The organism is Pseudonocardia wallangbongensis (assembly GCF_054486945.1).
In genome coordinates, this window is sequence record NZ_JBRERS010000001.1 from 347,946 (window position 1) to 373,547 (window position 25,602).

The following is a 25,602-nucleotide window of genomic DNA, read 5'->3' on the forward strand; positions in this document are numbered from 1 at the left end:
ACGGCCCGCTCAGGCAACGGGCGTTCGGGTGGCCGTGCGCGCGGGCCGCAGGGCGAGCAGCCCGGCGGCGCCGAGGATCCCGCCGGCCGCGGAGATCACCATGACCGGCGTGTAACTCCCCGAGGCGGTGCGCAGCCACGCGGCGCCCAGCGGGGCGAGCGCCTTCGTCACCGTGAGGATCGCGGCCATCAGCCCGGCCAGGGTGGCGTAGCCGGCGACGCCGTACCGCTCGGCGAGGAGCGCGGGGCGGGCGATCGTGCTGACCCCGAAGCCCAGCCCGACGGCCAGCACGCAGGCGACCGCCGGCACCAACCCCTGCCCGACCACCGGCAGCAGCGCCAGCCCGGCCGCCTGGAGGGCGAACACGACGGCCACCACGGCCGTGCCGTACCGGCGGGCGGCGACCGTGGTCACCACCCGCCCGGTCACCGACATGATGCCGAGCAGGCCCGCGACGTTCGCCGCGACGGTCGGGGCGTGCCCGAGCTCGCGCAGGTACGCGACCAGGTGCACGCCGATCACGAAGATGCCGATCCCCTGGACGACGAAGACGCCGCTGATCAGCCAGTACCCCGGGTCGCGGACGGCGCTCGCGGTGTTCTGCCGGGCCTCCCGCCGGTGCGGGACGAAGTCCCGGGGCCGCCGGACCAGCAGGTGCAGCGGGACGGTGAGCCCGCCGTAGACCACGGCGAGCACGACCAGCGCCTGCCGCCAGCCGTACGCCTCGACGAGGACGGCCGTGAGCGGCAGGAAGATCGTCGACGCGAAGCCGCCGACGACCGTGATCACCAGCATCGCCGTGCCGCGCCGGGCTTCGCGGAACCAGGTGACCACGACGGCGAACGCCGCCTCGTACAGCACGCCCGCGGACGCGACGCCGAGCCCGAACGACACCGCGTACAGCTCGAGGATGCTCGTCACCTGCGACCAGGCGAGCACGCACAGCGTGGCGAGGACCGACGAACCGACCATGAGCGCGCGCCCGCCCCACCGGTCGAGCCAGCGCCCGGCCGGCACCGACGCGAGGGCCGTGGCCAGCAGCGCGACGGTCTGGGCGCCGGTGACGGCGGTGCGGTCCGCGCCCAGTGCCTCCTGCATCGGCACGAGCAGCACGGCGAACGCGTACGTGAGGACCCCGTAGCCCACCGTCGAGGTGATCGCGAGCGCGGCGACCATCCACCAGCGGTACGTCGGACCCCCCATGCCGACACCGTACGGATCACGCGCGGGCGGCGGCACCCGAACGGCGGGGCAGGGCGGGGAGGCCCAGGTTGTCGCGCAGGGTCGTGCCGGAATACTCGGCACGGAGCGATCCGCGCTCCTGCAGCAACGGGACGACCTTGTCGACGAACTCGTCGAGCCCCCACGGCACCAGGTGCGAGCCGACGATCAGCCCGTCGGAGCCGTCGTTCTGCACGAAGTCGTCGATCTGCTGCGCCACCTGCGCCGGTGTGCCGACGAACGGGCCGCGCTCGAACTGGTCGATCACGAGCTGGCGCAGGCTCAGCTTCTTCGCCTCGGCGATCTCCCGCCACCGCGCGACGGTGGCGAAGCGGTCCTGGTGGACGAACGCGCGGCCCTGGATGATCGGCGGCGCGTCCGGGTCCGGGTCGACGTCGGGCAGCGGGCCGTCGGGGTCGTAGCCGGAGAGATCGCGGTTCCAGACCTGCTCGAGGAGGATCTGCGCCGTCTGCCCGGTGATCTGTCCCTCGCGGACCTCCCGGTGGCGCTCCTGCGCCTCGGCCTCGGTGTCGCCGAGCACGAAGCTGGCGGACGGGAGGATCTTGAGGTCGTCCGGGTTGCGGCCGAACTTCGCGGCGCGGGCCTTCACGTCGCGGTAGAAGTCGGCGGCCTCGGGCAGCTTCCCGAACGGCGAGAAGATCGCGTCGGAGTGGCGGGCGGCGAAGTCCCGACCCTCCGGGGAGACGCCGGCCTGCAGGATCACGGGGCGGCCCTGCGGGCTGCGGGGCACGGTGAACCGGCCGTGGACGTCGAACTGGTTGCCCGTGATCGCGAACGCGCCGGCGCCGGCGCGGGCGAGGAAGCGGCCGCTCGCCGCGTCGGCGACCAGGTCCTCGTCGTCCCACGAGTCCCAGAGCGTGCGCAGCGCCTCGATCATCTCGGCGGCGCGCTCGTAACGCTTCGAGCGGTCGAGGAACCCGCCCCGGCGGAAGTTCCGGCCGGTGAACGCGTCGAACGAGGTGACGACGTTCCACGCGGTGCGGCCACCGGAGAGGTGGTCGAGCGTGGCGAACTGCCGCGCCAGCTCGTAGGGCTCGTTGAAGGTCGCGTTGATCGTGCCGGCGAGGCCGAGGTGCGTGGTGACGGCCGCGAGCGACGCGAGCACCGGCAGCGTGTCCGGGCGGCCGACGATGTCCTGGTCGAACACCTGCCCCGCGCGCTCGCGCAGGGCGAGGCCCTCCGCGAGGAAGAAGAAGTCGAACCTGCCGCGCTCGGCCGTGCGGGCGGTGTGCTCGAACGTGGAGAAGTCGATCTGGCTCCCGGCGTCCGGGTGCCACCAGGCGGTGTGCTGGTTCACGCCGCCCAGGTAGGCGCCGAGGATGATCTGCTTGCGGGTGCTCATGTCAGCTCACCTCGGCGTAACGGTTGGGGACGGCGGTCGGCAGGCCCAGCAGCCCGCGCAGCGACGAGCGCTCCGGGTAGGCGGTGCGGTGCAGGCCGCGGCGCTGCAGCTCGGGCACGAGGTCGGTGACGATCCGGTCCAGGTCGTCGGGCAGCGCCGCCGGGCGCAGCCGCACGCCGCGGTAGCCGAGCGCGTGCCAGGAGGCGACGAGGTCGGCCAGCTCCGCTGCCGAGCCGCCGAAGACGGTGGTGTCGCTGACGTACGGCTCACCGGACACGTCGTCGAGGCGGCGCAGCCGGGCCCGCCCCGCCTCGGCCGGGCCGTCGAGCGCCACCACGACGTCGGCGTAGACGTGCAGCGGTTCGCCGGTGCGCCCGACGGCGGCGACGGCGGCGGCCACGTCGGCGAGCACGGCGTCGGCGCCGCGGGCCGGGGTGGGCGTGACGAACACCAGGTCGGCGCCGCGCGCGGCCAGCTCGTAGGGCACGCGCCGGTGCGCGAGCACGCTCACCACCGGCTGGCCCTGCGGTGGCCGCGGGGTGATCGACGGGCCGCGGACGGAGAAGAACCGGCCCTCGAAGTCCACGTGGTGCACCTTCGAGCGGTCGATGAACCGCCGGGTGGCGACGTCGCGGATCTCGGCCTCGTCCTCCCACGAGTCCCACAGCCGGCGCACGACGTCGATCACGTCGCCCGCCTCGGCGAACAGGTCGACCACGTCGGCCGGCAGCTCGCCGCCCGCGAGCCGGTCCCGGTCGAACCCGGCGACGGTGCGGCGGCCGAAGTGCGCCGCCTCGGCCGCCTGCGCGGACACCCGGACCTGCCACCCCGCCCGGCCCAGCGACGTGTGGTCGAGGGTCGCGAGCGCCTTCGAGACGTGGAACGGCTCGGTGTGCGTGGTCGTGACCGTCGGGACCAGGCCGATCCTGCTGGTCAGCGGCACGACGAACGATGCGGTCAGCAACGCGTCGAGCCGGCCGCGCACCCGGTCCACCCGGTCGTCGGGAACGCCGGGGCGATCCGTCTGGACGGCGAGGGTGTCGTCGATCGTGACGAGGTCCAGCAGGCCGGTCTCGGCCGTGCGAACGAGATCCGCCCAGTAGCGCGGGGAGAACAGCTCACGCGGCCGGGCCGCGGCCTCGCGCCACGCGGCGGGGTGCCAACCGGCACCGTCGAGCGCGACCGCGAGATGAATGTGATCGGGCATATCAGCGGCGGACGGCCGTGTGCTTGAACTCGTTGAGCTCCGGCCAGCCCGTGAGCAGGTCCACGACACGTTCGACGGCCTTGATCGACGGCGCGGCGTCGCTCCCGAGCGGGGAGCGGTCCATGAGCCGGACGAACACGGCCTCGTCCCCCGCGATGAACGTCGGCACACCCCACACCGTGTGCGAGGCGACGTGGCCCTCGTGCTCGGCGCGGACCGTCGCGAGGGCCGCACCGGTGTCGACCCGCTCGAGCACCGCCGCGGCCGGCGCGCCCTGGTCGGTGAGCACCTTCTCGACGAGCGCCCGGTCCTCCAGGTGCAGGCCGTCGTCGTGCCGCGCCGCGAAGAGGGCGCGGTGGACGGCCGGGAAGAGATCGGGGTACTCGTCCCGGACGACGACCCCGACCTGGAGCGCGAGTATTCCGGAGTCGTCCTTCGGGTTGTCCCACACGCTCACGCCGCCCTCCTCGACGTGCGCCTGCCCCAGCGAGAAGGGGAGGAATTGCACATTCCAGTCGGCACCGGCAGCGAGCCCCGTGAGGAGGTGCTCGTGGGCGTTGCGGGCGAAGGGGCAGCGGTAATCCCAGGTCACGGAAAAGGAGGTCGCCATGGAACGCTCAATGCCGGTGCGGCACTCCCCTATTCCGGATCCGCGCGGCGGACCGGAGGTTCGTGCGCCCGTACCGGCGGCAGCGGCCCGGGAGCCCGGCGCACCTCGACCCGCGAGAGCTGACCCGTGCACCCCTGCGCGAGCCGGGACGTGCCGATGTCGGTGGTGACGGCGTTCGGGTTGCCGTGCACGCAGGTGGCGACGTCGGGGGCGCTCGGGTCGAACCACGCGCCCGTGGAGAGCTGCACGACGCCGGGCGCGACGTCGGTGGACGGCACCAGCCCGGCGAGGACGCTGCCGACCCCGCTCTCGACGAGCACGACGTCGCCCGCGGCGAGCCCGCGCGCGGCGGCGTCGGTGGGGTGCATCCGCACCGGCTCCCGCCCCGCGACCTTCGCGCCCGCGCTGCCGGCGCCGTGGTCGAGCTGGCTGTGCAGCCGGGTGGCCGGGTTGTTGGCCACCAGGAACAGCGGGAACGGGCCCGTGCCCGGCGGGTCGGCCAGGAACTCGGGCGCGAGCCAGGTGGGGTGGCCGGGGCAGTCGTCGTAGCCGAAGGACGCGATCGTGCGCGAGACGATCTCGATCCGGCCGCTCGGGGTGGGCAGCGGGTGTGCCGCCGGGTCGGCGCGGAAGTCCGCGTAGAGGACGCGGTGGCGCGTGACCGCGGGGATGTCGATCCGGCCCTTCGCCCAGAACCCCTCGAAGTCGAGCCCGGGATCGGTGCCCTCGGGGAGGGCGTCGCGCCAGCTCTCGTACAGGTGCTCGATCCACTCCCACTCGTCGCGGCCCTCGTCGAACTCCTCCCGGGCGCCCAGCAGGTCGGCCAGGGCGCGGAAGATCGCGAAGTCGGACCGGGCCTCGCCCCGCGGCTCGGTGACCCGCGGCATGGCCACCAACTCGTCGCTCCCGCGGGCGCAGCCGAGGTCGTCGCGCTCGAGGGTGGTGGAAACCGGGAAGACGATGTCGGCGTGGCGGGCCGTCGCCGTCCAGTACGGCTCGTGGACGATCACGGCCTCCGGCCGGGAGAACGCCCGCCGCAGCCGGGTGAGGTCCTGGTGGTGGTGGAACGGGTTGCCGCCCGCCCAGTAGACGAGCCGGATGTCCGGGTACCGCAGGCGCGCGCCGTCGAAGTCGAACTCGGCACCCGGGTGCAGCAGCATGTCCGCGATCCGCGCCACGGGGATGAAGTCCGGGACGCCGTTCTGGCCCTGCCGCAGCGTCGGCAGCGGGCCGTCGGCCCGCGGGCCACCGATCCCGCCCATCGACCCGTAGCCGTGCCCCACGCCCCCGCCGGGCAGCCCGATCTGGCCGAGCACGCAGGCCAGCGCGATGCCCGCCCACAGCGGCTGCTCCCCGTACCGCGCCCGCTGCAACGACCAGCTCAGGGTGATCATCGTGCGGTGCGCGGCCATCTCCCCGGCCAGCGCGACGATCCGCTCCTCGGCGATCCCGCAGATCCGCGACGCCCACGCGGCGTCGCGCACCACACCGTCGGCGTGCCCGGAGAGGTAGGCCCACCACTCGTCGAACCCGGCGCAGTGGGTGCGGAGGAACTCCGCGTCGTGCCGGCCGCGGCGCACGAGCGTGTGCGCCAGCCCGAGCATCAGCGCGGTGTCGGTGCCCGGGACCGGGACGATCCACTCCGCGTCGAGGTCGCCGACGAGGTCGTCCCGCAGCGGGGAGACCAGCACGAACCGGGCGCCGCGCCCCCGCGCCCGGCGCAGGTGCCCGACCGTGGTGTGCCGGGTGATGCCACCGTCGTTGACCTGCGCGTTCTTGGCCGGGATGCCGCCGAAGCACACGAACAGCCCGGTGTGCTCGGCCAGCACCGGCAATGTGGTGCCCTGAAAGATCGGCGCGTCGTCGCCGACGACGTGGCGCAGCAGCGGGCGCGCGGCACCGAGGCTGTAGGTCTCGACCGAACGCGTGTAGCCGCCCAGGACGTTGAGGAACCGGTGCACCTGGCTCTGCGCGTGGTGGAACCGGCCGGCGCTCCCCCACCCGTAGGAGCCGCCGAAGATCGACGCGTTGCCGAACGTCGAGCGGCACCGGTCGAGCTCACCGGCCGCCAGCGCCAGCGCCCGATCCCACGCGACGGGGACGTAGTCGTCGTGCCCCCGCCGCTCGTCCGGGCCGGCGCCGCGTTCCAGGAAGCCCCGGCGCACGTGCGGCACGAGCACGCGGACCCGCTCGTCGAGCATCGCGGGGACGTTCCGCAGCAGGGTGTGGGCCGGGTCCGGATCGCCAGGATCGGGCCGGACGGCGAGCCCGCCCGTCGTCTCGACCGCCTCGAAGGTGCCCCAGTGCGAGAACTGCAGTGTCACGACGCGTCCCCCGTCTCGCCGGTCCTGCCACCGACGAGGCTACTTGCCGGCGAGCCCGAGCAGCCGCAGTCGGAGGCGGCGGCTCTCCAGGCGCTCCGCGGCCGGGACGCCCACCAGGTCGAGGGTGTGGCCCTCGATCGCCGCCGCGACCCGGTGGCAGTAGTCGTGCGGCTCGTCCGCCGCGTCCGGCCGTTCGGGCACGACGTGGTCGACGGCTCCGGCCCGGTACATGTCTCCCGCGCGCACCCCCTGGAGGTCGGCGACCTCGGGCGCGCGGCCGGCATCCCGGTGGAGGATCACGGCGGCCCCCTCCACCGGGAGCGGGGAGATCCAGCCGAGCCGGGACGCGAGCACGCGGTCGGCGGGCAGGAGGGCGAGCGCGGCACCCCCGGTTCCCTGGCCGAGCACCATCGAGACGGTCGGCACGGGGAGTGCGACGAGGTCGGCGAGGCACCGCGCGATCTCACCCGCCATGCCGCCCTGCTCGGCGGCGGTGTCGATCGCCCCGCCGGGGGTGTCGATCACGGTGACGAGCGGGAGGCCGAGCTCCGCCGCGAGCCGCATCCCCCGGCGCGCGGTGCGGAGGGCCCCGGGCCCGAGCGGGGTGCGGGCCTGGGCCCGCCGGTCCTGTCCGAGCAGCACGCACGACGCGGCGCCGAACCGGACGAGCGCGAGCAGCAGCCCCGCACCGAACTCCCCTTCACCCGTGCCGGCCAGCGGGATGACGTCGGTGGCGGCGAGCCTCAGCACGTCCCGCACCCCGGGCCGTTCGGGACGCCGCGTCGCCGTGATCGCCGCCCAGGCGGACGGCTCGGGGGCCTCGGGCCCGCACGTCGGCACGGAGGCGGGTTCCTGCGCGGGAACATCCAGTACCACGAGCACCCGGGCGGCGACGCCGGCGAGCTGGTCGGGCGGCAGCACCGCGTCGACGAGCCCGTGGGCGAACAGGTTCTCCGCGGTCTGCACGCCGGCCGGGAGCGGGGTGCCGTGCAGGGCGGCGTGCACCCGCGGGCCGAGGAAGCCGATGAGCGCGCCCGGTTCGGCCACGGTCATGTGCCCGAGCGAGCCCCACGAGGCGTACACGCCGCCGGTCGTCGGGTTGCGCAGGTAGACCAGGTACGGCAACCCGGCCGCCTTGTGCGCCCCGATGGCGGCGGTGATCGTGGCCATGCGCAGGAACGCGAGCGTGCCCTCCTGCATGCGGGTGCCGCCGGACGCCGTCGCCGCGAGCAGCGGGAGCCGGGCGTCGGTGGCCCGCTCGACGGCCCGGACGATCCGTTCGGACGTGGCGACCCCGATCGAACCGCCGAGGAAGCCGAACAGGCTGGAGATCACCGCGACCGGCCGCCCGCCGATCCGCCCCTCCCCGGTGAGCACGGCCTCGTCCGCCCCGCTCCGCAGCCGCGCCGCGGCGAGCGCGTCCCGATAGGAGTCGGAGACCTCGACGGGCACGGGTGCGCTGTCCCAGGAGACGAAGGAGAAGGGATCGAGAACGCTACTGACCAACGCATCCACGATTAGCATTATGGAGCCAAACTGCTGTTTGAGTCGCCCTCAAATCGCGTTATGGAGCCATAGCGCTCAAAAGACCCTGGGGATGGGTACCTTCCTGCTGCGTATGTACTCTCCCAGGCCCTTTGCTTGGGGGTCCGGTCTCGGGCTCGACGCCACGCCTGCGCCCAGGATTCCGTGCACCACCACGTTCAGGGCCCGGAGGTTGGGGAGGGGCCATACGTCGATCGGCAGGTCGGCCACCTCGGCGCCCAGCAGCTCGCGGGCCTTCTCGGCGGTGAGGAAGCCCCGCAGCCAGGCGTACTCCGCGTCCGTTCTCGTCCAGACGCCGATGTTGGCGTTGCCGCCCTTGTCGCCCGAGCGGGCGCCGCAGACCGTGCCCAGCGGTGCCATCGTGACCGGCCCGTCCGGGATCGGCGTGGCCGCCGCTCGCGGCGGCGGCGGGATCTCCCCGACCTCCGGATCCGCGATCACGCGCCGCTCGCCGTCGGGCAGCACGACCGTGTGGCGCACGGCCGAACGCGGGACGGCGGCGGGGCGGTACACCCCGTACGCGGACTCCGCGGTGGGCGGGGTCGTGGTGTGGAAGCCGGCGTACCCGCCCAGCGCCAGCTCCATCGTGGCGCCTGCGAACGCCCGGCCGACCGTGCGCGGGTCCGGGTCCTTCACGGTGATCCGCAGGTGCGCGGTGGCCCGCTCGTTGGACGGCGCGTCGGTGCTGTCGAAGCGCAGCAGCCGGACGTCGACCTCGGCGAACCGGTCCCTGCCACCGAGCACGTCGAACAGCAGCGCCTCCGCGTGCGCGGCCTTGGCCTCGATGTCCAGGCCGGTCAGCACGAGGGTCATGGTGTTGCGGAAGCCGCCCGCGTCGTTGAGGGCGACCTTGAGCGTCGGCGGCGGCGGACTGCCGCGCACCCCGGAGACGCGCACCCGGTGCTCCCCGTCGGGCGCCAGGTGGATCGTGTCGAAGCGCGTGGTGCAGTCCGGGCCGAGGTAGGCGGGCTCGGCGATCTCGTAGAGCAGCTGGGCGGTGACGGTGCCGACCGAGACGAGCCCGCCGGTGCCCGGATGCTTGGTGATCACCGACGAGCCGTCGGCGGCGACCTCGGCGATCGGGAAGCCGGGGTAGCGCCGGTCGGTGATCTCGTCGAGGAAGGCGTAGTTGCCGCCGGTGGCCTGCGGACCGCACTCGATCACGTGCCCGGCGACCACCGCACCGGCCAGCGCGTCCCAGTCGCCGCGGCCCCAGCCGTGCCACCAGGCCGCCGGTCCGACCACGAGCGACGCGTCGGTGACCCGCCCCGTGACGACGACGTCCGCGCCCGCCGACAAGGCTTCGGCGATCCCCCACCCGCCCAGGTAGGCGTTGGCCGACACCGGCTTCCCCTCCACCGGTGGGCTGATCGCGCCCAGCGACCCGCGCAGGTCGTCGCCCTCGACGTGCGCGACCGTCGCGGCCTGCCCGAGCTTCCCGGCCACCTCCCGGACGGCGGCGGCCAGCCCGGCCGGGTTGAGACCGCCCGCGTTGACGACGATCCGGATCCCCCGCTCCAGGCACGTGGCGAGGACGGCCTCGACCTGCGTCAGGAACGTCCTCGCGTACCCCGCGGAGGGGTCCTTGGCCTGCGCCTTCGCGAGGATGAGCATGGTCAGCTCGGCGAGGTAGTCGCCGGTGAGGACGTCGATCGGCCCGCCCTCGACCATCTCGCGGGCGGCCTCGATCCGGTCGCCGTAGAAGCCGGAGCAGTTGCCGATCCGCACGGCCCGGGCACTCATGCGAACTGCCCGGCCCGCCGGCCAGTGCCCGGCTCCCCCGCGAACGCCTGCCCGATCTCGACCCACTCCCGCGCGGCCGGCCCGGTGACGGTCAGCCCGAGGTCGTCGCGGTGCCGGCGCTGGGTGATCAGGAGCGCGAAGTGCAGCGCGGGCCCGGTGATGCGGTCCGCGGCGTCGGCGGGCCCCCACCCCCACACCGACCCGTCGGGCGCGTCCAGCTCGACGCGGACCGGGACGCCCGGCAGCGCCCGGCCGTGCAGCGCGTAGCTGAACGCCCGCGCCCCGATCCCGATGTGCGCGACGTGCCGCAGGCGCGCGGTCGGCTCACGCGCGACCCCGAGCGCATCGGCGACGTCCTGCCCGTGGGCCCAGGTCTCCATGATCCGCGCCGTCAGCGCCGACGCCGCGCTCATCGCCGGCCCGTACCACGGCACCCGCAGGCCCGGGTCGAGGTCGCGGAACGTCGCGACCAGCCGCTCCCGCGACCGGTCGAACCAACCCAGCAGCTCGGCCCCGGACCGGTCCCGGTACCGCGCGGCGATCGCGTCCGGGTCGACGCGCCCGGTCCGTTCCACCTCCGCCCGGAACGCCTCGGGCTCGGTCGCGGACCGCACCGCGGCGTCGTCGAAGTGGGCCAGGTGCGAGACCTGGTCGGCGACCGTCCAGCCCGCGGCCGGGGTGGCGCGCCGCCACCCGGCCTCGTCGAGGCCGGCGAGCATGCCGCGCAGGTCGGCCGACTCGGCGGCGAGGTCGTCGGCGAGCACCGCCATCGAAACGGGCACTATTCCTCCACCACCACGAGCACCTGTCCGGTGTTCACCTGGTCCCCGGGCGCCACCGCGATCTCCGCGACGGCCGCCTCCGCGGCGGCGTACTTGGCCATGTTCGCGGCCTCGCCCGCGGGCAGGCCGGCGTCGTGCAGCGCCGCGGCCCGGTGCGTCATGAGGGCCGCCAGCTCGGTCTCGATCTTCGCCTGGGCGAGCGCGTGGGCCACGCCCTGGTGCGCGCCGATCGGGCGCCCCCACACCTCGCGCTCCCGCGCGTACCGCGCGGCGCGTTCCAGCGCGTAGCGGGCGACGCCGACGCCCAGCGCGGCCCCGGTGATCCGCTCGGGGTTGAGGCCGTGGAACACCTGGCGGAAACCCGCGCCCTCCTCACCGACGAGCGCGGTGGCCGGCACGCGCACGTCGTCGAAGTGCAGCGTGAACTGCTTCTCCGGCAGCATCACGTCGACCGGCAGGTGCGTGGCGGTGAGGCCCCGGACGTCGGCCGGCACGACGAAGAGCGAGAGCCGCGCGGCGCCGCTCTCGTCGCTCCCGGTGCGGGCCACGAGCAGCAGCGCATCCGCGCTGTCGACGGCGGTGATGTAGTACTTCTCGCCGTTCAGCACCCACTCGTCCCCGACGCGTCGGGCGGTGGTGGCGAGCCGGTGGGTGTTGGAGCCGGCGTCCGGCTCCGTGATGGCGAAGACCATCTTCGTGCGCCCGCTCGCGAGCCCCGGCAGCCACTGCTTGCGCTGCTCCTCGGTGCCGAACTCGGAGATCACCTCGGCCGAGATCGCCGCGCTGACCACCAGCACCAGCAGCGGGGCCCCCTTCGCCGCGATCTCCTCGCACACGATCGCCAGCTCGGCGAGCCCGCCACCGCCGCCGCCGTACTCCTCGGGCACGTTGACGCCGATGAACCCGGCGTCGCCCAGCGCCTCCCACAGCTGCGCGCACTCCCGCCCTTCGCGGGCGTGCTGCGCGTAGTGGTCCCCGCCGAACGGCGCGGCGATCGCCCCGACCGCCGCACGCAGATCCCGGTGCTCGTCGGTCTCGGCGACGTCCACGCTGACTCCCAAGTGACTCGCGGTTCACTCTGTTCGACCGTACCGCGAGGCTGCCATGATGAGAAGATGCCGGCTGCTGCTCCGCGCGCCGCACGCGACCCCGACCGCCGCGAGCGCATCCTCGCCGCCACCGCCGAGCTCGCCGCCCGGCGCGGTTTCCACACGATCGGGATGGCCGACATCGGCGCCGAGGCCGGCATCGTCGGCTCGGGGGTGTACCGCCACTTCGGCAGCAAGGGCGCCATCCTCGTAGCGCTGCTCGACCGGGTGATGGACCGGCTGCAGCAGGGCGCGGCGCGGATCCTCGCGACGGCCCCGGACGACGCCGCGGCGCTGTCCGCGCTGGTCGACGACCACATCCGGGTCGCCATCGAGGACCGCACGGTGCTCGCCGTCTACCACCGCGAGGTACACACCCTCCCCGAGGAGGACCGCCGCAGGCTGCGGCGCCTGCAGCGGCACTACGTCGAGGAGTGGGTGCACGCGCTCGCCCCGCTGCGGCCCGACCTCGCCGACGGCGAGCTGCGCGTGGCCGTCCACGCCGCGATCGGCGCGATCCAGTCCACCCTGTTCTTCCGCAGCGGGCTCGCCCCGGAGCGGCTCGCGGAGCTACTGGGCGGGATGGCGCGCAGCTGCCTGGGTGCGCCGGTAGCGAAAGTGAACTGAGCTTCACTCCGCGCCGGGCGGGCGGTACGTGATCCCCTGCGCCCGCGACATCGCGTCCATCGACTCCGCCAGGTAGGGCGTCCTCGTCGACCTCCGGTCCCGTCGTCGCTCGGATCCCCGGCCGGGTCACGATACGGTCGACGGGTGGCCGGGGACGACACCCAGATGCTCGAGGTCGCCGGGCGGACCGTGCGGATCACCAGCCCGGGCAAGGTGGTGTTCCCGGGCGCCGGTGCGACGAAGCTCGACCTCGCCCGCTACTACCTCGCCGCGGCGGAGCCCCTGATGGCGGCCATGGGCGGGCGCCCGGTGCTCCTGCAGCGCTTCCCCAAGGGCGCCGCGGGTCCCTCGTTCTTCCAGAAGCGGGTCGCGCCCACCGCGGCCGACCCGTGGGTCACCACCACGGTCGTGTCTACGCCGAACGGCACGACGTCCAACGCGCTGGTCGCCGTCGATCTCGCGCACGTCCTGTGGGCGGTGAACCTCGGCTGCCTCGGCTTCCACGTCTGGCCGGTCACCGCCGCCGACCCCGACCACGCCGACGAGCTGCGGATCGACCTCGACCCGAGCCCCGGCGTCACCTTCGCGATGATCCGGGAGGCGGCGGCCGAGACGAAGGCGCTGCTCGACGAGCTGGGCGTCGCCGGCCACCCGAAGACCACCGGCAACCGCGGCATCCACGTCTACGTCCGCCTCCAGCCCCGGTGGGACGGCTTCGAGGTGCGGTCCGCCGCGGTCGCCGCGGCCCGCGAGCTCGAACGCCGCCGCCCGGACCTGGTCACCGCGGCCTGGTGGAAGGAGGAGCGCGGCAGCCGGGTGTTCGTCGACTTCAACCAGAACGCCCCGCACAAGACCGTGTTCGGGGCGTGGAGCGTCCGCGCGAACCCGAACGGCCAGGTGTCCACTCCGTTCGACTGGACGGAGCTCCCGTCGATCGACCCGACCGAGCTCACCATCGCGACGGTCCCGGGCCGGCTCGCCGAGCACGGCGACCCGTGGGCCGGCATGTCGTCCGACCGGCAGTCCCTGGAACCCCTGCTGGAGCTGCACCGGCGGGACGCGGCCGCCGGGCTGCCGGACGCCCCGTGGCCCCCGGTCTACCCGAAGATGCCCGGCGAACCGCCGCGGGTAGCGCCGAGCCGGGCGAAGAAGACCTGACCGCACGGGCCGCTCACCCGCGGCGGCCCGGCGACTTCACACACCGAGGCCCGGCTTCACACGAGGTGTGTGAAGCCGGGCCACGGGTCGCCCGGGCCGCGCCGACCGCTACGGCCAACCGCTACCCGTCCCGCCGGGCGCGCAGCACGTCGGCGATGCGGGGGAGCTCGAACTCCCCTCCGGAGGTCTCCGGCCGTCCGGCGAGATAGGCCCGCGCCCGGGCGAGGCCGGCGGCGCGCTCGGCCGGAGGGGTGGTGAGCACCCACGAGTGCGTGCTGATCTCCGCGATCAGCCCGTCCAGGGTGGTGGGGCTCGTGAAGGGGAACCTGGCGAGCTCGCCAGGCGCGAAACCGTAGCCCTCGGGGAACCGCTTCGCGTCGTCGTGGAACTGCGCGTCCGGGTCCCACGAACCCGCCTCGTGGAAGCCGCGCACCCAGTCGACGCGCACGTCGGAGCCGATCCACAGCGCGGCCAGCACCCCGCCCGGCCGCAGCACGCGGGCGATCTCGGGCAGCGCGCGGTCCCGGTCGAACCAGTGGAAGGCCTGGCCGACGAGCACCGCGTCCACCGAGGCGTCGGGGAGCGGGATCCGCTCGGCGGTGCCCTCCCGGACGTCCACCGCCGGGTGGCGGGACCGCAGCTGCGCGAGCATCGCCGGGTCCGGGTCCACCGCGGTGATCCGGCCCCCGGGACCCACACGGCCGACGAGGGCCTCGGTGAGCTTCCCGGTGCCGGCGCCCAGGTCGAGCAGGTCGCAGCGCGGAGCAGACGCGGAGCGCTCATCGGCGCAGTGCTCGCCCGGCGCCAGTGCCCACGCGACGGCGTCGGCGGGGTAACCGGGCCGGTGGCGGGCGTACGCAGCGGCGACGGTTCCGAAGGACGGGGCAGGCGATCCGGCCATGATCAGACCGTATTCCCCTCAGGCCGATGTCTCCACCCGCTCCGGCGCCCCGGCGGAGAACCGGCCCGGCAGCCGCGTGCTCCTCACCAGGCCGACGGCGACGGCGGCCGCCAGTAGCCAGAACCCCGGCCGGAAGCTCCCGATCGACGCGGTCGCGGCCCCACCCACGAGCACCGCGCCGACGGCGATGCCGAGCGCGGCGCCGAGCTGGTTGAACACGTAGAGCAGGGCGCTTCCCTGGGACGCCGAGCCGGGCGGCACCGTGCGGAACACCGATCCGATGGCCGGCGCGCCGACGGTTCCGAGGCCGAGCCCCAGCAGCACGGCGCCCGCGACGGCGACGGCGACGGCGACGGCGACGGCGACGGCGACGGCGACGGCGAGACCCTCCCCCGCCGGCTGGGTCGCGAGCAGCACCGCCCCCGCCAGCGCGACGACACCACCGGCGACGGCGACGCGGCGCGCGCCGAGCCGGTCGGAGAGGCGTCCGGACACCGGCATCGCGACCATCGAGGCGGCACCGAGCGGCGCGAGCAGCAGCCCGGACGCGGCGGGGCCGACCCCGTGCACCTGCTGGTAGGACAGCGGGATCAGGAACAACGCCCCGAACGTGGCCAGCCCGTTCGTCCCGGCGGTGAGCAGGCTCGCCGCCACGCCGCGCACGCGGTTCGGCACCCGCGCAGTGCCCGTGGCGGAGCTGCGCGAGGTGGCCAGGGCGACGGTCGGCACCTTCCTGCGGGCGTTCGCGCCGGCGTGATCACCCGGTGCTGCCCAGCGCCTCCTGCCACACCGAGAACAGCTCGTCCGCGGCGTCCGGCGCACAGACCAGGATTCCGCCGCGGTCCGGGAACGGTTGCTGCGCCCCGGACCCGTCGCGCACGGCGAGCCCGGCCTCGGCGCAGGCGAACGCGGCGGCGAGGTGGTCCTCGGGGTGGAACTCGCTGATGATCGCCCCGGTGCCCCGTCCGGCGGCGACGTGGGCCAGCGCCAGGGTGCCGCTGCCCATCACCCGGCAGGTGCACGCGCGGTCGGCGAGCCCGGTGAGCAGGTGCATCATCCCCGGCCATGGCCGGTGCGCGGCCAACTCGGTGAGGACGACGCCGCCGCGCAGCCGGGCCCGGTGGGCGGGGCGCACGCTCGGGACCGCGCGACCGTTCACCGTGACGCCCTTCCCGGCGACGGCCAGGACGACCTCGTCGCGCCAGCAGTCCGCGACGACGCCCACCAGCGGGGTCGTCCCCACGGCGAGAGCGAGCGAGAACGCCGTCCACGGAAGGCCCGCCACGAGGTTCGTCGTGCCGTCCACCGGGTCGCAGTACCAGGTCGGACCGTCGGCGGCGACCCCACCGAACTCCTCGCCGACGACGGTGTGCCCGGGCAGCCGGCGCGCGACCAACGCCCGCACCCCGCGCTCCACGGCTTGATCGACATCCGTGACGAGGTCCGCGGCGTGCGCCTTCTCCCGGACGGCGCCGAGCGGATCGGCCCGGACGATCGCCATCGCCATCTCGGCGGCATCCGTGGCGACCCGCGCCGCCTCGGCCAGCTCGTCAGGCAGCAGGGTCGAGGTCATCGAGCACCCTCCGCAGCGTCGCGATCCGATTGGTGATCATGCCGTTCACGCCGCGGCGGAGCAGGTCGGCCATCACCGTCTCGTCGTCGACCGTCCAGCAGCACGCGGCCATCCCGCGATCGTGCGCCCAGCGCACGGCGTTCGCCGGCATCGTCTGCCAGTTCGGGTTGAACGCCTCGGGGGCGAGCGCCGCGACCACCGACTCGGCCGGGTGGGCGGGTCCGGCCCAGGACAGCAGCATCCGCGCGTCCGGGTCCCGCTCGCGCACCTGCGCCAGCGCGTCCGTCGCGCCGCACCAGACCACCTCGTCCGGCTCGAGCCGCGCCGCCGTCACCCGTTCCCGAACCACGGCGTGGGCGGGCGCGGCGGCATCCGCTTCCGGCATGTCGATCAGCAGTCCGGCCCCGCTCCCGGCGATGAGCTCGAGCGCGTCGGCGAGCGTCGGGACGCCGGCGGGCAGCTCGGCAACCGGGACGGCGTCGACCCGGGCCCGGACCCCCCAGAGGCGTTCGAGGGTGGCGTCGTGCAGGAGCACGACCGCGCCGTCCGCGGTGCGGCGCACGTCGATCTCCACGAGATCGGCTCCCTGCTCGACGGCGGCGGCGATCGCCGGCAACGTGTTCTCCCGGTGCCGAACGGGATCCCCGCGGTGTGCGATCGCCAGGGCCGCCGTCCCCGGCTCCATCGGACTCATCCGACGAGCTGCCCGTCCGCATAGCCCAGCGCGCGACGGAACTGGATGCCGACCCGGTCGTCCGGCGTGGGGCGCGGGTCGTCGGGACCGAGGTAGGCACGCACGTGCGTCTCCCCGAGCGCGAGCACGACCTCGGTGAAGTGCCCGCGGGGTACGACGCGCAGCACCCGCGCGGGCACGCCGCCGGTCGCCAGCACGACGTCCTCCGGTCGCACCGCGACCTCCGTTCCGCCCGGTGCGCAGGGAGTGAGCACGGCGACGCTCGTGCCGTCGGCGAGGATCGCCGCCGCGTCCTGCACCCTGCCCGGCAGGCTGTTCATCACGCCGACGAAGCCGCCGACGAACCGGGTGGCCGGGCTCCGGTACAGCGTGTCCGGCGGCGCGACCTGCTCGATCCGGCCGCCGTTCATCACGGCCACCCGATCGCCGATCGACAGCGCCTCGTCCTGGTCGTGGGTGACGACGACGGTGGTGATCCCCAGCCGCTGCTGGATGTCGCGGATGTCCTCCCGCACCCGTACCCGCAGCTTGGCGTCGAGGTTGGACAGTGGCTCGTCCAGCAGCAGCACCGCCGGCTCCTGGACCAGCGCCCTGGCGAGCGCGACGCGCTGCTGCTCGCCCCCGGAGATCTGGGCGGGCCGGCTGCGCAGGTGGTGGGTCAGCCCGACCATCTCCAGCATCTCCCCGACGCGGCGGGTGATCTCCGGCCGCGGGACCCGCCGCAGCTTGAGGCCGAACGCCACGTTGTCGAACACGCTCATGTGCGGCCACAGCGCGTAGTTCTGGAACACCATCGCCGTCGGCCGGCGCTCCGGGGGGAGCGCCGTGACGTCCCGGCCGTCGATGAGGATCTTCCCGACGTCCGGCGAGAGGAAGCCGGCGATCATGCGCAGGCTGGTGGTCTTCCCGCAACCCGACGGTCCGAGCAGGCACACCAGCTCACCCCGGTCGACGTCGAGGTCGAGGTCGTCGACGATGCGGCGGCCGCCCAGGTTCTTGGTCACGCCGGACAGCTTCAGACTCATCGGATCTGGAACCCTTCGGCGAGCTGCCCACCCATGACGTACCGGCGCACGAGCAGCAGCAGCCCGACCGACGGGATCGACAGCAGGATGGAGAACACGGCCGCCACCTGGCGCGGGTAGTTGAGCACCAATGAGTACATCTCCGTGGGCATCGTGTAGTAGACGGGTGCGCCGACCAGGTAGGTGCCCTGGGCTTCGTCGAACGAGGCGAGGAACGACATCGTCAGGGCCACCAGGATTCCCGGGAGCGCCAGCGGCAGCGTCACCGAGGCGAACACGCGGATCGGCCGGGCACCCGCGTCCCGGGCGGCTTCCTCGAGGCTGCGCGGTACCGCCGCGAATGCCGCCGCCGGGATCCACGTCATGAACACCACCGTGCCGAGCAGGTGCACGATCACGATCCCGGTGAACGTCGTCATCAGGCCGAACGCGTAGAACATCGCGGCGATGGCCACGAAGAGCCCCGTCTTCGGGAACGCGTTCGTCGCGAAGAGACCGATCAGGAACACCCGGCGCCCCGGGAAGTCGAACCGCGCGAACGCGTACGCCGCGGGCAGGCAGATCACGGATGCGACCGCGATCGTGGTGAGCGCGAACGCGAGCGAGAGCTGGATGGAGGAGAACAGCAACGGGTCGGCGAACACCTCGCCGAACCAGTGCAGCGTCCACCCGTCGGGCAGGAGGTGGGGATAGGTCCACCCGGTGGCGAACGCGCGCACGGCGAGCCAGACCAGCGGGCCGACGATGAACACGGCGAGCAGCACCATCGCGATGCCGCCCAGCACCCGGCGCGCCGCGGCCATCACACCCGTCCCGCGGAACGGGCCGCCCGGAGGTTCGCCCACACGTAGAGCGCACCGATCCCGGCCGCGATCACGAACACGACCACGGCGATCACCACGGCCTGCTGGGGGAGGTTGTAGGACTGGAAGTAGGCCGCCATGTCGACGCCGAGCATCGTCGGCGCGTTCGGCCCGGTGAAGTACGGCACCGTGAACGCGCCCAGGGTGGCGATGGCCGTGAACGTTGCCGCGATCACCGTCGGGACCACCGCCAGCGGCAGGAGCACCGACCGGACGATCCGCGGGAAGGACGCACCCGCGTCGGCCGCCGCCTCGATCAGCGCGGTCGGCACGGCCTGTACGCCGGAGGTGATCATCAACGTGGCGAACGGCAGCTGCGTCCAGACCATGGCGATCGTGATGCAGACGACCGTGTAGCCCAAGGTCGGCGCTTCCCCGCCCAACGTCGCCGCCAGCGACCGGACGAACCCGTCGCCCGCGTAGAACGTGAGGACCGCCCAGGACGCGATCACGACCGGGATGAACATCGGGATCACGGCGATCGCGGCGAGGACCTGGGCCGCCCGGGAGCCGGACAGCCGCAGGTAGAGCGCGATCACCCAGGCCAGCCCGACGACGGCGACCGTGGTCACGAGCGTGACCGTGACCGTGGTCAGCAGGTCGCGGAGCACCCGCTCGTCCGCCAGCACGTCGGTGTAGGCACCGAGGGTCTGTTGCCACCAGGCGTCCACGGTGTGCTGGTCGCGGGCGATGCGCGCGATCGTGGTGTTCAGCCCACCCACGTGCCCGAGGCTGTAGGCGATCGCCGTCCCGATCGGGAAGCCGACGAACACCGCGACGACGAGCACCGGCGGGGCCGCCATCAGCAGCCCGGCGATCGGTCTTCTGCGCACGTCAGGTGCCTAGTGGCCGGGGACGAGCTGGTCCCACAGGTTGTTCAGGTCGTTCTTGTGGTCGGTGAAGTAGGTGGGGCGCAGCTGGTCCGGGTGGGCGTCGCCGAAGGCCGTCTGCACGTCGGCCGAGACCTTGTCGAGCGGGATCACCGGGTAGCCGGCGATCTTCTGGGCGATCGCCTGCTGCTGCGCGGGCTCCAGCAGGAAGTCGACCAGCTTCACCGCGCTGTCCTGCCGGTCGGACGACTTGACGACGCCGACCGACGTCGCGCCGCCGGTGAAGGGCGGGTCGCTGATCTGCAACGCCTTCACGGTGGGCGCGATCGTCCCGCGCTGCTGGCCGCTGAGGAACTGGTCCGACCACACCGGGATCATCGACACCTGGCCGCTGGCGAGCAGATCGAGCGTGCCGTTGTTGCCGTTCGGGTACACGCCGTTCTGGAACACGTACGGGTTGAGCGCCGCGAGCGTCCGCCAGCCTTCCGTCCAGCTGTCCTCCAGCTCCTTGTGGTAGCCCGTGGTCATCTGCTCGCGCACGTCGGACGGCACGAACTTGTCCAGCACGGTGGTCACGAACGCCTGGCCGGATCCGCCGGTCTTCGGCGAGTTGTAGGTGAACCGGCCGGGGTTCGCCTTGATCCACGCGAGCAGGTCGTCGAGGGTGCGCGGCGGGTCCTGCACCTTCGTCGAGTCGTAGGCGAGCAGCACGGACGAGGCCCGGTAGGGCACGGACCCGGGCCCGGCCGACGCGACGACCTCGGGGTCGATGCCGGCGAGGCCCGGGACGAGGCCTGCCGGATCCACCAGCAGGCCGGCCGGGCCGGCGTCCTCGGTGGCACCGCCCTCGACGAGGTCGATACCGGGGTCCGCGCCCTGCTGCTCGGCGGCCGCGAGCTTCGCGATGGTCTGCGTCTTGTTGGCCCCGTGCAGGTCGAACTGCACGTCGACGCCGATGCCCGGGTTCGCCGCGGTGAACGCCGGGATCAGGGTGTTCTGCCAGAGCTCCTGGATGTTCGTGTCGTCCGCGAGGTACACCCGGACGTTCTGTGCGTTCCCAGCTCCCTGGGCGGTGGCGCCGGGCCCGTTGCCGGCGCAGGCGGTGAGGAGGCCCGCGGTGGCGAGCAGCGCCGCGGTGGTGAGGATTCGGTTTCGGGTCATCGGCTGCCTTCTGGGGAACGTGGGGGAGCGCGGCGATCATGGCACGACGATCGACGCGAAAACAGGCAGCTTTGTCGGTTCGTTCGTGAACCGAACATGACTCGCTCATCGGCGCCGTGCTTTCCGAGCCCGGAATGCACCCTATGACCATATTTGGCGCGTTCGTCCCCAGCCGGCGGCGGATCGGGTTCCGCCGTCCGCTGCCCGGTCACGCCGTCGCGAGGATCCGCGCGGTGACCCGGGCGCCGAACCGCACCGCCGAAAGCGGCACCCGCTCGTCGACCGCGTGGAACATTCCGAAGACGTCGAAGTCGCCCGGTACCCGCAGCGGCGTGAATCCGTACCCCGCGATCCCGAGCCGCGCGAGGTTCTTGTTGTCCGTCGAGGCCGGGAGCAGGTAGGGGACCACGACGCCGCCGGGGTCGTCGGCGGCCACCGCGGCACGCAGCACGTCGACGAGCGCTGCGTCGGCGGGCGCCGCGATCGGCGGCATCGAGCGCCACTCGACCGAGACGCCGTCCCCGACGAGCCGCTCCACCTCACGCTCGACGACGCCCTCGCAGCCCGGGAGGATCCGCGTGTCGATCTCGGCGACGGCCTCCCCGGGGATCACGTTGGCCTTCCGACCGGCCGAGAGGACCGTCGGGGTGGCCGTGTTGCGCAGCCCCGCCCTCGCGATCTCACCGACGAACCCGAGCCGGTCGAGCTCGCGTTCCAGGGCGGCGCCGGCCCCGCCGAGGTCGCGGCCGGACAGCTCGCCGAGCGCGGCGAGGAACGCGGTGGTGGCCTCCGTGCGCAGCACCGGGAACTCGTGGTCGTGCAGCGCCGCGACCGCCCGGGCGATCCGGGCCACCGCGTTGTCGCGCGTCGGCCGGGAGGCGTGCCCGGCCGTCCCGCGGGCGCGCAGGATCCCCCAGCCGACGCCCTTCTCGGCCGTCGCGAGGAGGTAGGCGCGCCCCGCCGTGCCGGCCACGGGCACGGAGAACCCGCCGACCTCGCCGATCGCCTCCGTCGCCCCCTCGAACAGGTCGGGCCGGTGCTCGACCAGCCACTCCGCCCCCCACGCGCCACCCGCCTCCTCGTCGGCGAAGAACGCGAGCACGAGATCGCGGCGCGGTACCACTCCGGCCCGCCGCAACGCCCGCGCCACGGCGACCACCGTGCCCGCGAACCCCTTCATGTCGACGGCGCCGCGGCCGTACAGGACCTCACCGTGGCGGCGGTCGTCGAGCACCTCCGCGGCGAACGGCGGCACGGTCCACGCACCGTCGACGGGCACGACGTCCAGGTGGGCGTGGACGACCAGCGCACCGGCCGACGCGTCGCTGCCGGGGATCCGGGCGACGAGGTTGCCCCGCCCCGGCGCGGGTTCGAGGTACTCGCTGCCGATCCCGGCCTCGGCCAGCCGTTCGCCGACGTAGCGCGCCGCCCGCGCCTCGCCGTCGCCGATCTCGGGGTCTCCGGTGTTGACGCTCTCGATGCGGATCAGGTCCCGCACCACGTCGATCGCCTCCTCCTCGAGGAGGGCGTGGTCGATGGGCAGCATCGGGCTCCCGGGTCAGGGCCGATCCGCACCGACCGCGTCGATCGTCTCAGGGTCGATCTTCTTGGCCTCGAGATCGTCCAGCTCGTCGAGGAAACCACCGGACTGGTGGTCCCACAAGGCCGCATAGGCGCCCCGCGCCGCCAGCAGCTCCCCGTGGGTGCCCTCCTCGACGATCCGGCCGCCGTCGAGCACCACCAGCCGGTCCATCCGGGCCACGGTGGAGAGCCGGTGGGCGACGACGAGCGCGGTACGGCCCTCCATGAGCCGCCACAGGGCGTGCTGGACGAAGATCTCGCTCTCCGAGTCCAGTGCGCTGGTGGCCTCGTCGAGCAGCAGGATCGGCGCGTCCCGCAGGATGGCGCGCGCGAGGGCCACCCGCTGGCGCTGGCCACCCGACAGCTTGATCCCGCGCTCCCCGACGACCGTGTCGAGCCCGTCGGACAGCGCGTCGACGAACTCGGTGACGTGCGCGGCCTCGGCGGCCCGGCGGATCTCCGCCTCGCTCGCCCCGGGCCGGCCGAAGGCGATGTTCTCGCGCAGGGTCCGGTGGAACATCGCCGGGTCCTGGGGCACGTAGGAGATCAGGCCCCGCAGGTCGGCCTGGCTGATCCGGGAGATGTCCTGGCCGCCGACGAGGATGCGCCCGCCGTGGACGTCCATCAGCCGCAGCAGCAGCTTCGTGAGGGTGCTCTTCCCACCGCCGGAGCGCCCGACCAGCCCGAACCTCGCACCGCTCGGAACGGTCAGGTCGAGGCCCGCGAACAGGGGCGGCGCGCCGTCGTGGGCGAAGGTCACGCCCTCGAAGCGCACGTCCGCACCGCCTTCTGGAGCGGCCTCGCGCAGCGGTTCCGGCGCGTCCGGGTCCCGGACGGCGGGCGGCCGGAGCAGGAGCTCCGTGAACTGGGCGGCCTCGGTCAGCGAGCTCTCCAGCCGCCGGTAGATCGGGTTGAACTCGAACATCACGCGGGTGGCGTTCCAGTAGTACGCGAACGTGACGACGATGGCCTCCACCCCGAGCTGCCCACGGCCGAGGCCCACGGCGACCAGCAGGCCGAGCGCGTTCGTGAGCACGCACATCGCCGCGACGACGGTGTCGATGCGCTGGTTGCTGTAGTCCCAGGACAGGATCGCGAGCCTGCGCTGCTCGGCGATCCGATCCCGGTGCTCGGCGGCCTCGCGCTCCTCGGCGGCGAACGCGCGCACCGTCTCCATGTTCGTCAGGCTGTCGGCGACGTGACCGGACACCCGGGCGATGGCCGCCTCCCGCTGGTCGACGAGCGCCTGGCGGCGCCGCACGAGCGGGGCGATGAACACGCCGGTCAGCACGATCAGGCCCAGGAGGACGGCGACCAGCATCGGGTCGTAGGTCCAGAGGACCGCCGACGCGAACACCAGTGGCACGAGGTTGCCGACGACCGCGAACGTGAGTGTGACGACGGCCTCCTCGAACCGCGCGGCGAAGGCGAGCACCCGCTTCGTCAGCGACCCGGCGAAGTTGTCGTGGAAGAACGCGGCGTCCTTCGCAAGCAGCTCGTTCATCCCGGACACGTAGAGCCGCTCGATCCCGCCCGCCGCGGTGCGGTTCAGGAAATGGATGCCGACGCGCCAGAACGCCTCCGACAGCAGGTGCACCGCGGCGAACCCGAGCACGTAGGGCAGCACCACGTCGAGCCCGATCTCCCCGCCCTCGACGACCCGAGCGGCGAGCGCGGCCACGATGAGCGGGGTGATGTAGTTCAGACCGGTATTGCCCAGCGCGGGCAGCAGCAGCGCCGGAACGGCGACCCGCCGGTTGCGCGCCAGCTCGCGCCCGTAGTGGTGCAGCGCGAGCAGCACCGCCGTCCTGCGCCGCGGCGCACCCATCCGATCTCCCCCTCCCCCGAGGTGACCATCGTGGCGAAGGGGGGAGGTGAGCTGCGAGCGATTAAGCCGCGGTCCCCGCGGGATCCAGCTCCACCCGGAACGGCGCCGCGGTGTGCTCGCGCACCCAGCCGAGGCCGGTCCCGGCGGCCAGGTCGACGAGGACCAGCCCGTCGGGGCCGGTGCGGAACGTCGCCGCCTCGGTGACGACGACGTCCACCGGCCGCTGGGCGGTGAGCGGGAAGCTGCACTCCCGCACGATCTTGGGCGCACCGTCCTTCGCGGTGTGCGTGGTGGCCACCACCACGGTGCGGGCCCCGACGAGCAGGTCCATCGCACCGCCCACACCGAGGACGGGCTTGCCGGGGATGGCCCAGTTCGCGATCCGGCCGGCCGCGTCGATCTGCAGGGCGCCGAGCACGGCGACCTCGACGTGGCCGCCGCGGATCATCCCGAACGAGGCCGAACTGGCGAAGTACGAGGCCCCGGGGCGCGCGGTGACCGGCTGCTTGCCGGCGTGCACGAGGTCGGGGTCGACCTGGCCCGGGGCCGGGGTCGGGCCCACCCCGAGCAGGCCGTTCTCGGTCTGCAGGTGCGCGACGTGACCGCTCGGCAGGTGGTCCGCGACGAGCGTCGGGATGCCGATGCCCAGGTTGACCACCGCGCCGGGCCGGATGTGCGGGACCACCCGGGCGGCGATCCGGTTCTGGATGTCGCTCATCGGGACGGCACCGTGTCGCTGAGAACCACCGCATCGACGAACAGGTGTGGGGTCACGATGGCCTCCGGGTCGAGGGCCCCGACCGGCACGACCTCGTCGACCTCGGCGATGACGAGGTCGGCCGCGGTGGCCATGTCGGGGTTGAAGTTGCGGGCGGTCTTGGAGTACACGAGGTTGCCCAGCTCGTCGGCCGTCCGGGCCCGCACGAGCGCGACGTCGGCCCGCAGGCTCTCCTGGTAGATGTGCGGCTCGCCGCGGATCGTCCGTTCCTCGCGGCCCTCGCCGAGCGCCGTGCCCCACCCGGTGCGGGTGTAGAAGCCGCCGATCCCGGCGCCACCGGCGCGGATGGCCTCGGCGAGCGTGCCCTGCGGCATCAGGTCGATCTCCAGCCGCCCGGCCTGGTACGCCGCCACGACGTCGGGGTTGCTGGTGAAGAACGACCCGATCGCCTTGCGGACGCGGCCTTCGAGGAGCAGCCGGCCGAGCCCGCGCCCCGGCTCACCGAGGTTGTTGCTGACGATCGTCAGGTCCCCGGCGGTGCTGTGCGCGAGGAGGCCCTCGATCAGCGTGAGCGGGGCGCCGACCAGGCCGAAGCCGCCGACCATCACCGTGGCCCCGGCCGGGACGCGCGAGACCGCCTCGGCGACGTCGAGGGCGGCATCGAGGGCGACGGGCCCGACGGGAGTGGACATGGGTCGAGCCGACCACGGCGGCCACCCATACGTCCAACATCTGGATCATCTGGATCGGAACGATCCAC

Annotated in this window: 24 protein-coding genes; 3 read left to right on the top strand and 21 right to left on the bottom strand. The window is 73.8% G+C overall.

Annotation, left to right across the window (positions count from 1 at the left end; translation table 11 throughout):
• Positions 1–9: 9 nt before the first annotated feature.
• The 9 genes from ACU436_RS01705 to ACU436_RS01745 all read right to left on the bottom strand — a co-directional run bounded on the left by ACU436_RS01705 (position 10) and on the right by ACU436_RS01745 (position 11,844).
• Positions 10–1,203 (bottom strand): MFS transporter, encoded by a 1,194-nt coding sequence (locus tag ACU436_RS01705; protein ID WP_459020850.1) that lies wholly within the window; start codon positions 1,201–1,203, stop codon positions 10–12.
• Between the two features lie 16 nt (positions 1,204–1,219).
• Complete coding sequence (locus ACU436_RS01710) at positions 1,220–2,584, bottom strand: NtaA/DmoA family FMN-dependent monooxygenase (RefSeq protein ID WP_459020852.1); 1,365 nt, start codon at positions 2,582–2,584, stop codon at positions 1,220–1,222.
• 1 nt (position 2,585) lies between these two features.
• On the bottom strand, positions 2,586–3,791 hold the full coding sequence (locus tag ACU436_RS01715; RefSeq protein ID WP_459020854.1) for an LLM class flavin-dependent oxidoreductase: 1,206 nt from the start codon (positions 3,789–3,791) through the stop codon (positions 2,586–2,588).
• A gap of 1 nt (position 3,792) precedes the next feature.
• Positions 3,793–4,383, bottom strand: a complete 591-nt coding sequence (locus ACU436_RS01720) for a DsbA family protein (protein ID WP_459020856.1) — start codon at positions 4,381–4,383, stop codon at positions 3,793–3,795.
• A 47-nt stretch (positions 4,384–4,430) separates the two neighbouring features.
• A complete protein-coding gene (locus tag ACU436_RS01725; RefSeq protein WP_459020859.1) occupies positions 4,431–6,725 on the bottom strand; it encodes a molybdopterin-dependent oxidoreductase in 2,295 nt (764 codons plus the stop codon).
• 39 nt (positions 6,726–6,764) lie between these two features.
• On the bottom strand, positions 6,765–8,240 hold the full coding sequence (locus ACU436_RS01730; RefSeq protein WP_459020860.1) for a carboxyl transferase domain-containing protein: 1,476 nt from the start codon (positions 8,238–8,240) through the stop codon (positions 6,765–6,767).
• 66 nt (positions 8,241–8,306) lie between these two features.
• Positions 8,307–10,013 (bottom strand): acyclic terpene utilization AtuA family protein, encoded by a 1,707-nt coding sequence (locus ACU436_RS01735; RefSeq protein ID WP_459020862.1) that lies wholly within the window; start codon positions 10,011–10,013, stop codon positions 8,307–8,309.
• On the bottom strand, positions 10,010–10,795 hold the full coding sequence (locus ACU436_RS01740; RefSeq protein ID WP_459020864.1) for a TIGR03084 family metal-binding protein: 786 nt from the start codon (positions 10,793–10,795) through the stop codon (positions 10,010–10,012). Before ACU436_RS01740 ends, ACU436_RS01735 begins: the two co-directional genes overlap by 4 nt.
• The gene (locus ACU436_RS01745) at positions 10,795–11,844 is read right to left on the bottom strand and encodes an acyl-CoA dehydrogenase family protein (protein WP_459020866.1); all 1,050 of its coding nucleotides are present in this window, start codon (positions 11,842–11,844) and stop codon (positions 10,795–10,797) included. The genes ACU436_RS01740 and ACU436_RS01745 overlap by 1 nt, the downstream gene beginning before the upstream one ends.
• Positions 11,845–11,910: 66 nt before the next feature.
• Here ACU436_RS01745 and ACU436_RS01750 point away from each other — a divergent pair, with 66 nt between their 5' ends.
• Together ACU436_RS01750 and ligD are read left to right on the top strand one after the other, a co-directional pair.
• Entirely contained in the window at positions 11,911–12,510 is a 600-nt protein-coding gene (locus tag ACU436_RS01750; protein WP_459020868.1) for a TetR/AcrR family transcriptional regulator, read from the top strand.
• Positions 12,511–12,675: 165 nt separating this feature from the next.
• Entirely contained in the window at positions 12,676–13,668 is a 993-nt protein-coding gene (gene ligD / locus ACU436_RS01755; RefSeq protein ID WP_459022588.1) for a non-homologous end-joining DNA ligase, read from the top strand.
• 121 nt (positions 13,669–13,789) lie between these two features.
• Here ligD and ACU436_RS01760 read toward each other — a convergent pair whose 3' ends face one another.
• Together ACU436_RS01760 and ACU436_RS01765 are read right to left on the bottom strand one after the other, a co-directional pair.
• On the bottom strand, positions 13,790–14,569 hold the full coding sequence (locus ACU436_RS01760) for a class I SAM-dependent methyltransferase (RefSeq protein ID WP_459020870.1): 780 nt from the start codon (positions 14,567–14,569) through the stop codon (positions 13,790–13,792).
• Positions 14,570–14,587: 18 nt separating this feature from the next.
• The gene (locus ACU436_RS01765) at positions 14,588–15,223 is read right to left on the bottom strand and encodes an MFS transporter (RefSeq protein WP_459020872.1); all 636 of its coding nucleotides are present in this window, start codon (positions 15,221–15,223) and stop codon (positions 14,588–14,590) included.
• Here ACU436_RS01765 and ACU436_RS01770 point away from each other — a divergent pair.
• The gene (locus tag ACU436_RS01770) at positions 15,204–15,326 is read left to right on the top strand and encodes a hypothetical protein (RefSeq protein WP_459020874.1); all 123 of its coding nucleotides are present in this window, start codon (positions 15,204–15,206) and stop codon (positions 15,324–15,326) included. The two genes, ACU436_RS01765 and ACU436_RS01770, sit on opposite strands and share 20 nt — an antisense overlap.
• Here the strand turns inward: ACU436_RS01770 and ACU436_RS01775 are convergent, their stop codons facing one another.
• The 10 genes from ACU436_RS01775 to ACU436_RS01820 form a co-directional block, all read right to left on the bottom strand.
• Positions 15,327–16,142 carry an inositol monophosphatase family protein gene (locus tag ACU436_RS01775; RefSeq protein ID WP_459020876.1) on the bottom strand — a complete coding sequence of 272 codons (816 nt, stop codon included), beginning with the start codon at positions 16,140–16,142 and terminating at the stop codon, positions 15,327–15,329.
• The gene (locus ACU436_RS01780; protein ID WP_459020878.1) at positions 16,120–16,827 is read right to left on the bottom strand and encodes a glycerophosphodiester phosphodiesterase; all 708 of its coding nucleotides are present in this window, start codon (positions 16,825–16,827) and stop codon (positions 16,120–16,122) included. The genes ACU436_RS01775 and ACU436_RS01780 overlap by 23 nt, the downstream gene beginning before the upstream one ends.
• Before the next feature lie 5 nt (positions 16,828–16,832).
• Complete coding sequence (locus ACU436_RS01785) at positions 16,833–17,861, bottom strand: ABC transporter ATP-binding protein (protein ID WP_459020880.1); 1,029 nt, start codon at positions 17,859–17,861, stop codon at positions 16,833–16,835.
• Entirely contained in the window at positions 17,858–18,706 is an 849-nt protein-coding gene (locus ACU436_RS01790; protein ID WP_459020882.1) for an ABC transporter permease, read from the bottom strand. Before ACU436_RS01790 ends, ACU436_RS01785 begins: the two co-directional genes overlap by 4 nt.
• Positions 18,664–19,557 carry an ABC transporter permease gene (locus ACU436_RS01795; protein WP_459020884.1) on the bottom strand — a complete coding sequence of 298 codons (894 nt, stop codon included), beginning with the start codon at positions 19,555–19,557 and terminating at the stop codon, positions 18,664–18,666. The genes ACU436_RS01790 and ACU436_RS01795 overlap by 43 nt, the downstream gene beginning before the upstream one ends.
• A gap of 9 nt (positions 19,558–19,566) precedes the next feature.
• Positions 19,567–20,715 carry an extracellular solute-binding protein gene (locus ACU436_RS01800; protein ID WP_459020886.1) on the bottom strand — a complete coding sequence of 383 codons (1,149 nt, stop codon included), beginning with the start codon at positions 20,713–20,715 and terminating at the stop codon, positions 19,567–19,569.
• A gap of 208 nt (positions 20,716–20,923) precedes the next feature.
• Positions 20,924–22,261, bottom strand: coding sequence for a M20/M25/M40 family metallo-hydrolase (locus ACU436_RS01805; protein ID WP_459020888.1), 1,338 nt, complete (start codon positions 22,259–22,261; stop codon positions 20,924–20,926).
• A 12-nt stretch (positions 22,262–22,273) separates the two neighbouring features.
• Positions 22,274–24,124, bottom strand: a complete 1,851-nt coding sequence (locus ACU436_RS01810; RefSeq protein WP_459020890.1) for an ABC transporter ATP-binding protein — start codon at positions 24,122–24,124, stop codon at positions 22,274–22,276.
• A gap of 61 nt (positions 24,125–24,185) precedes the next feature.
• Entirely contained in the window at positions 24,186–24,842 is a 657-nt protein-coding gene (locus tag ACU436_RS01815; protein WP_459020892.1) for a 3-oxoacid CoA-transferase subunit B, read from the bottom strand.
• Positions 24,839–25,534, bottom strand: a complete 696-nt coding sequence (locus ACU436_RS01820; RefSeq protein WP_459020894.1) for a CoA transferase subunit A — start codon at positions 25,532–25,534, stop codon at positions 24,839–24,841. The genes ACU436_RS01815 and ACU436_RS01820 overlap by 4 nt, the downstream gene beginning before the upstream one ends.
• Between the last annotated feature and the right edge of the window lie 68 nt (positions 25,535–25,602).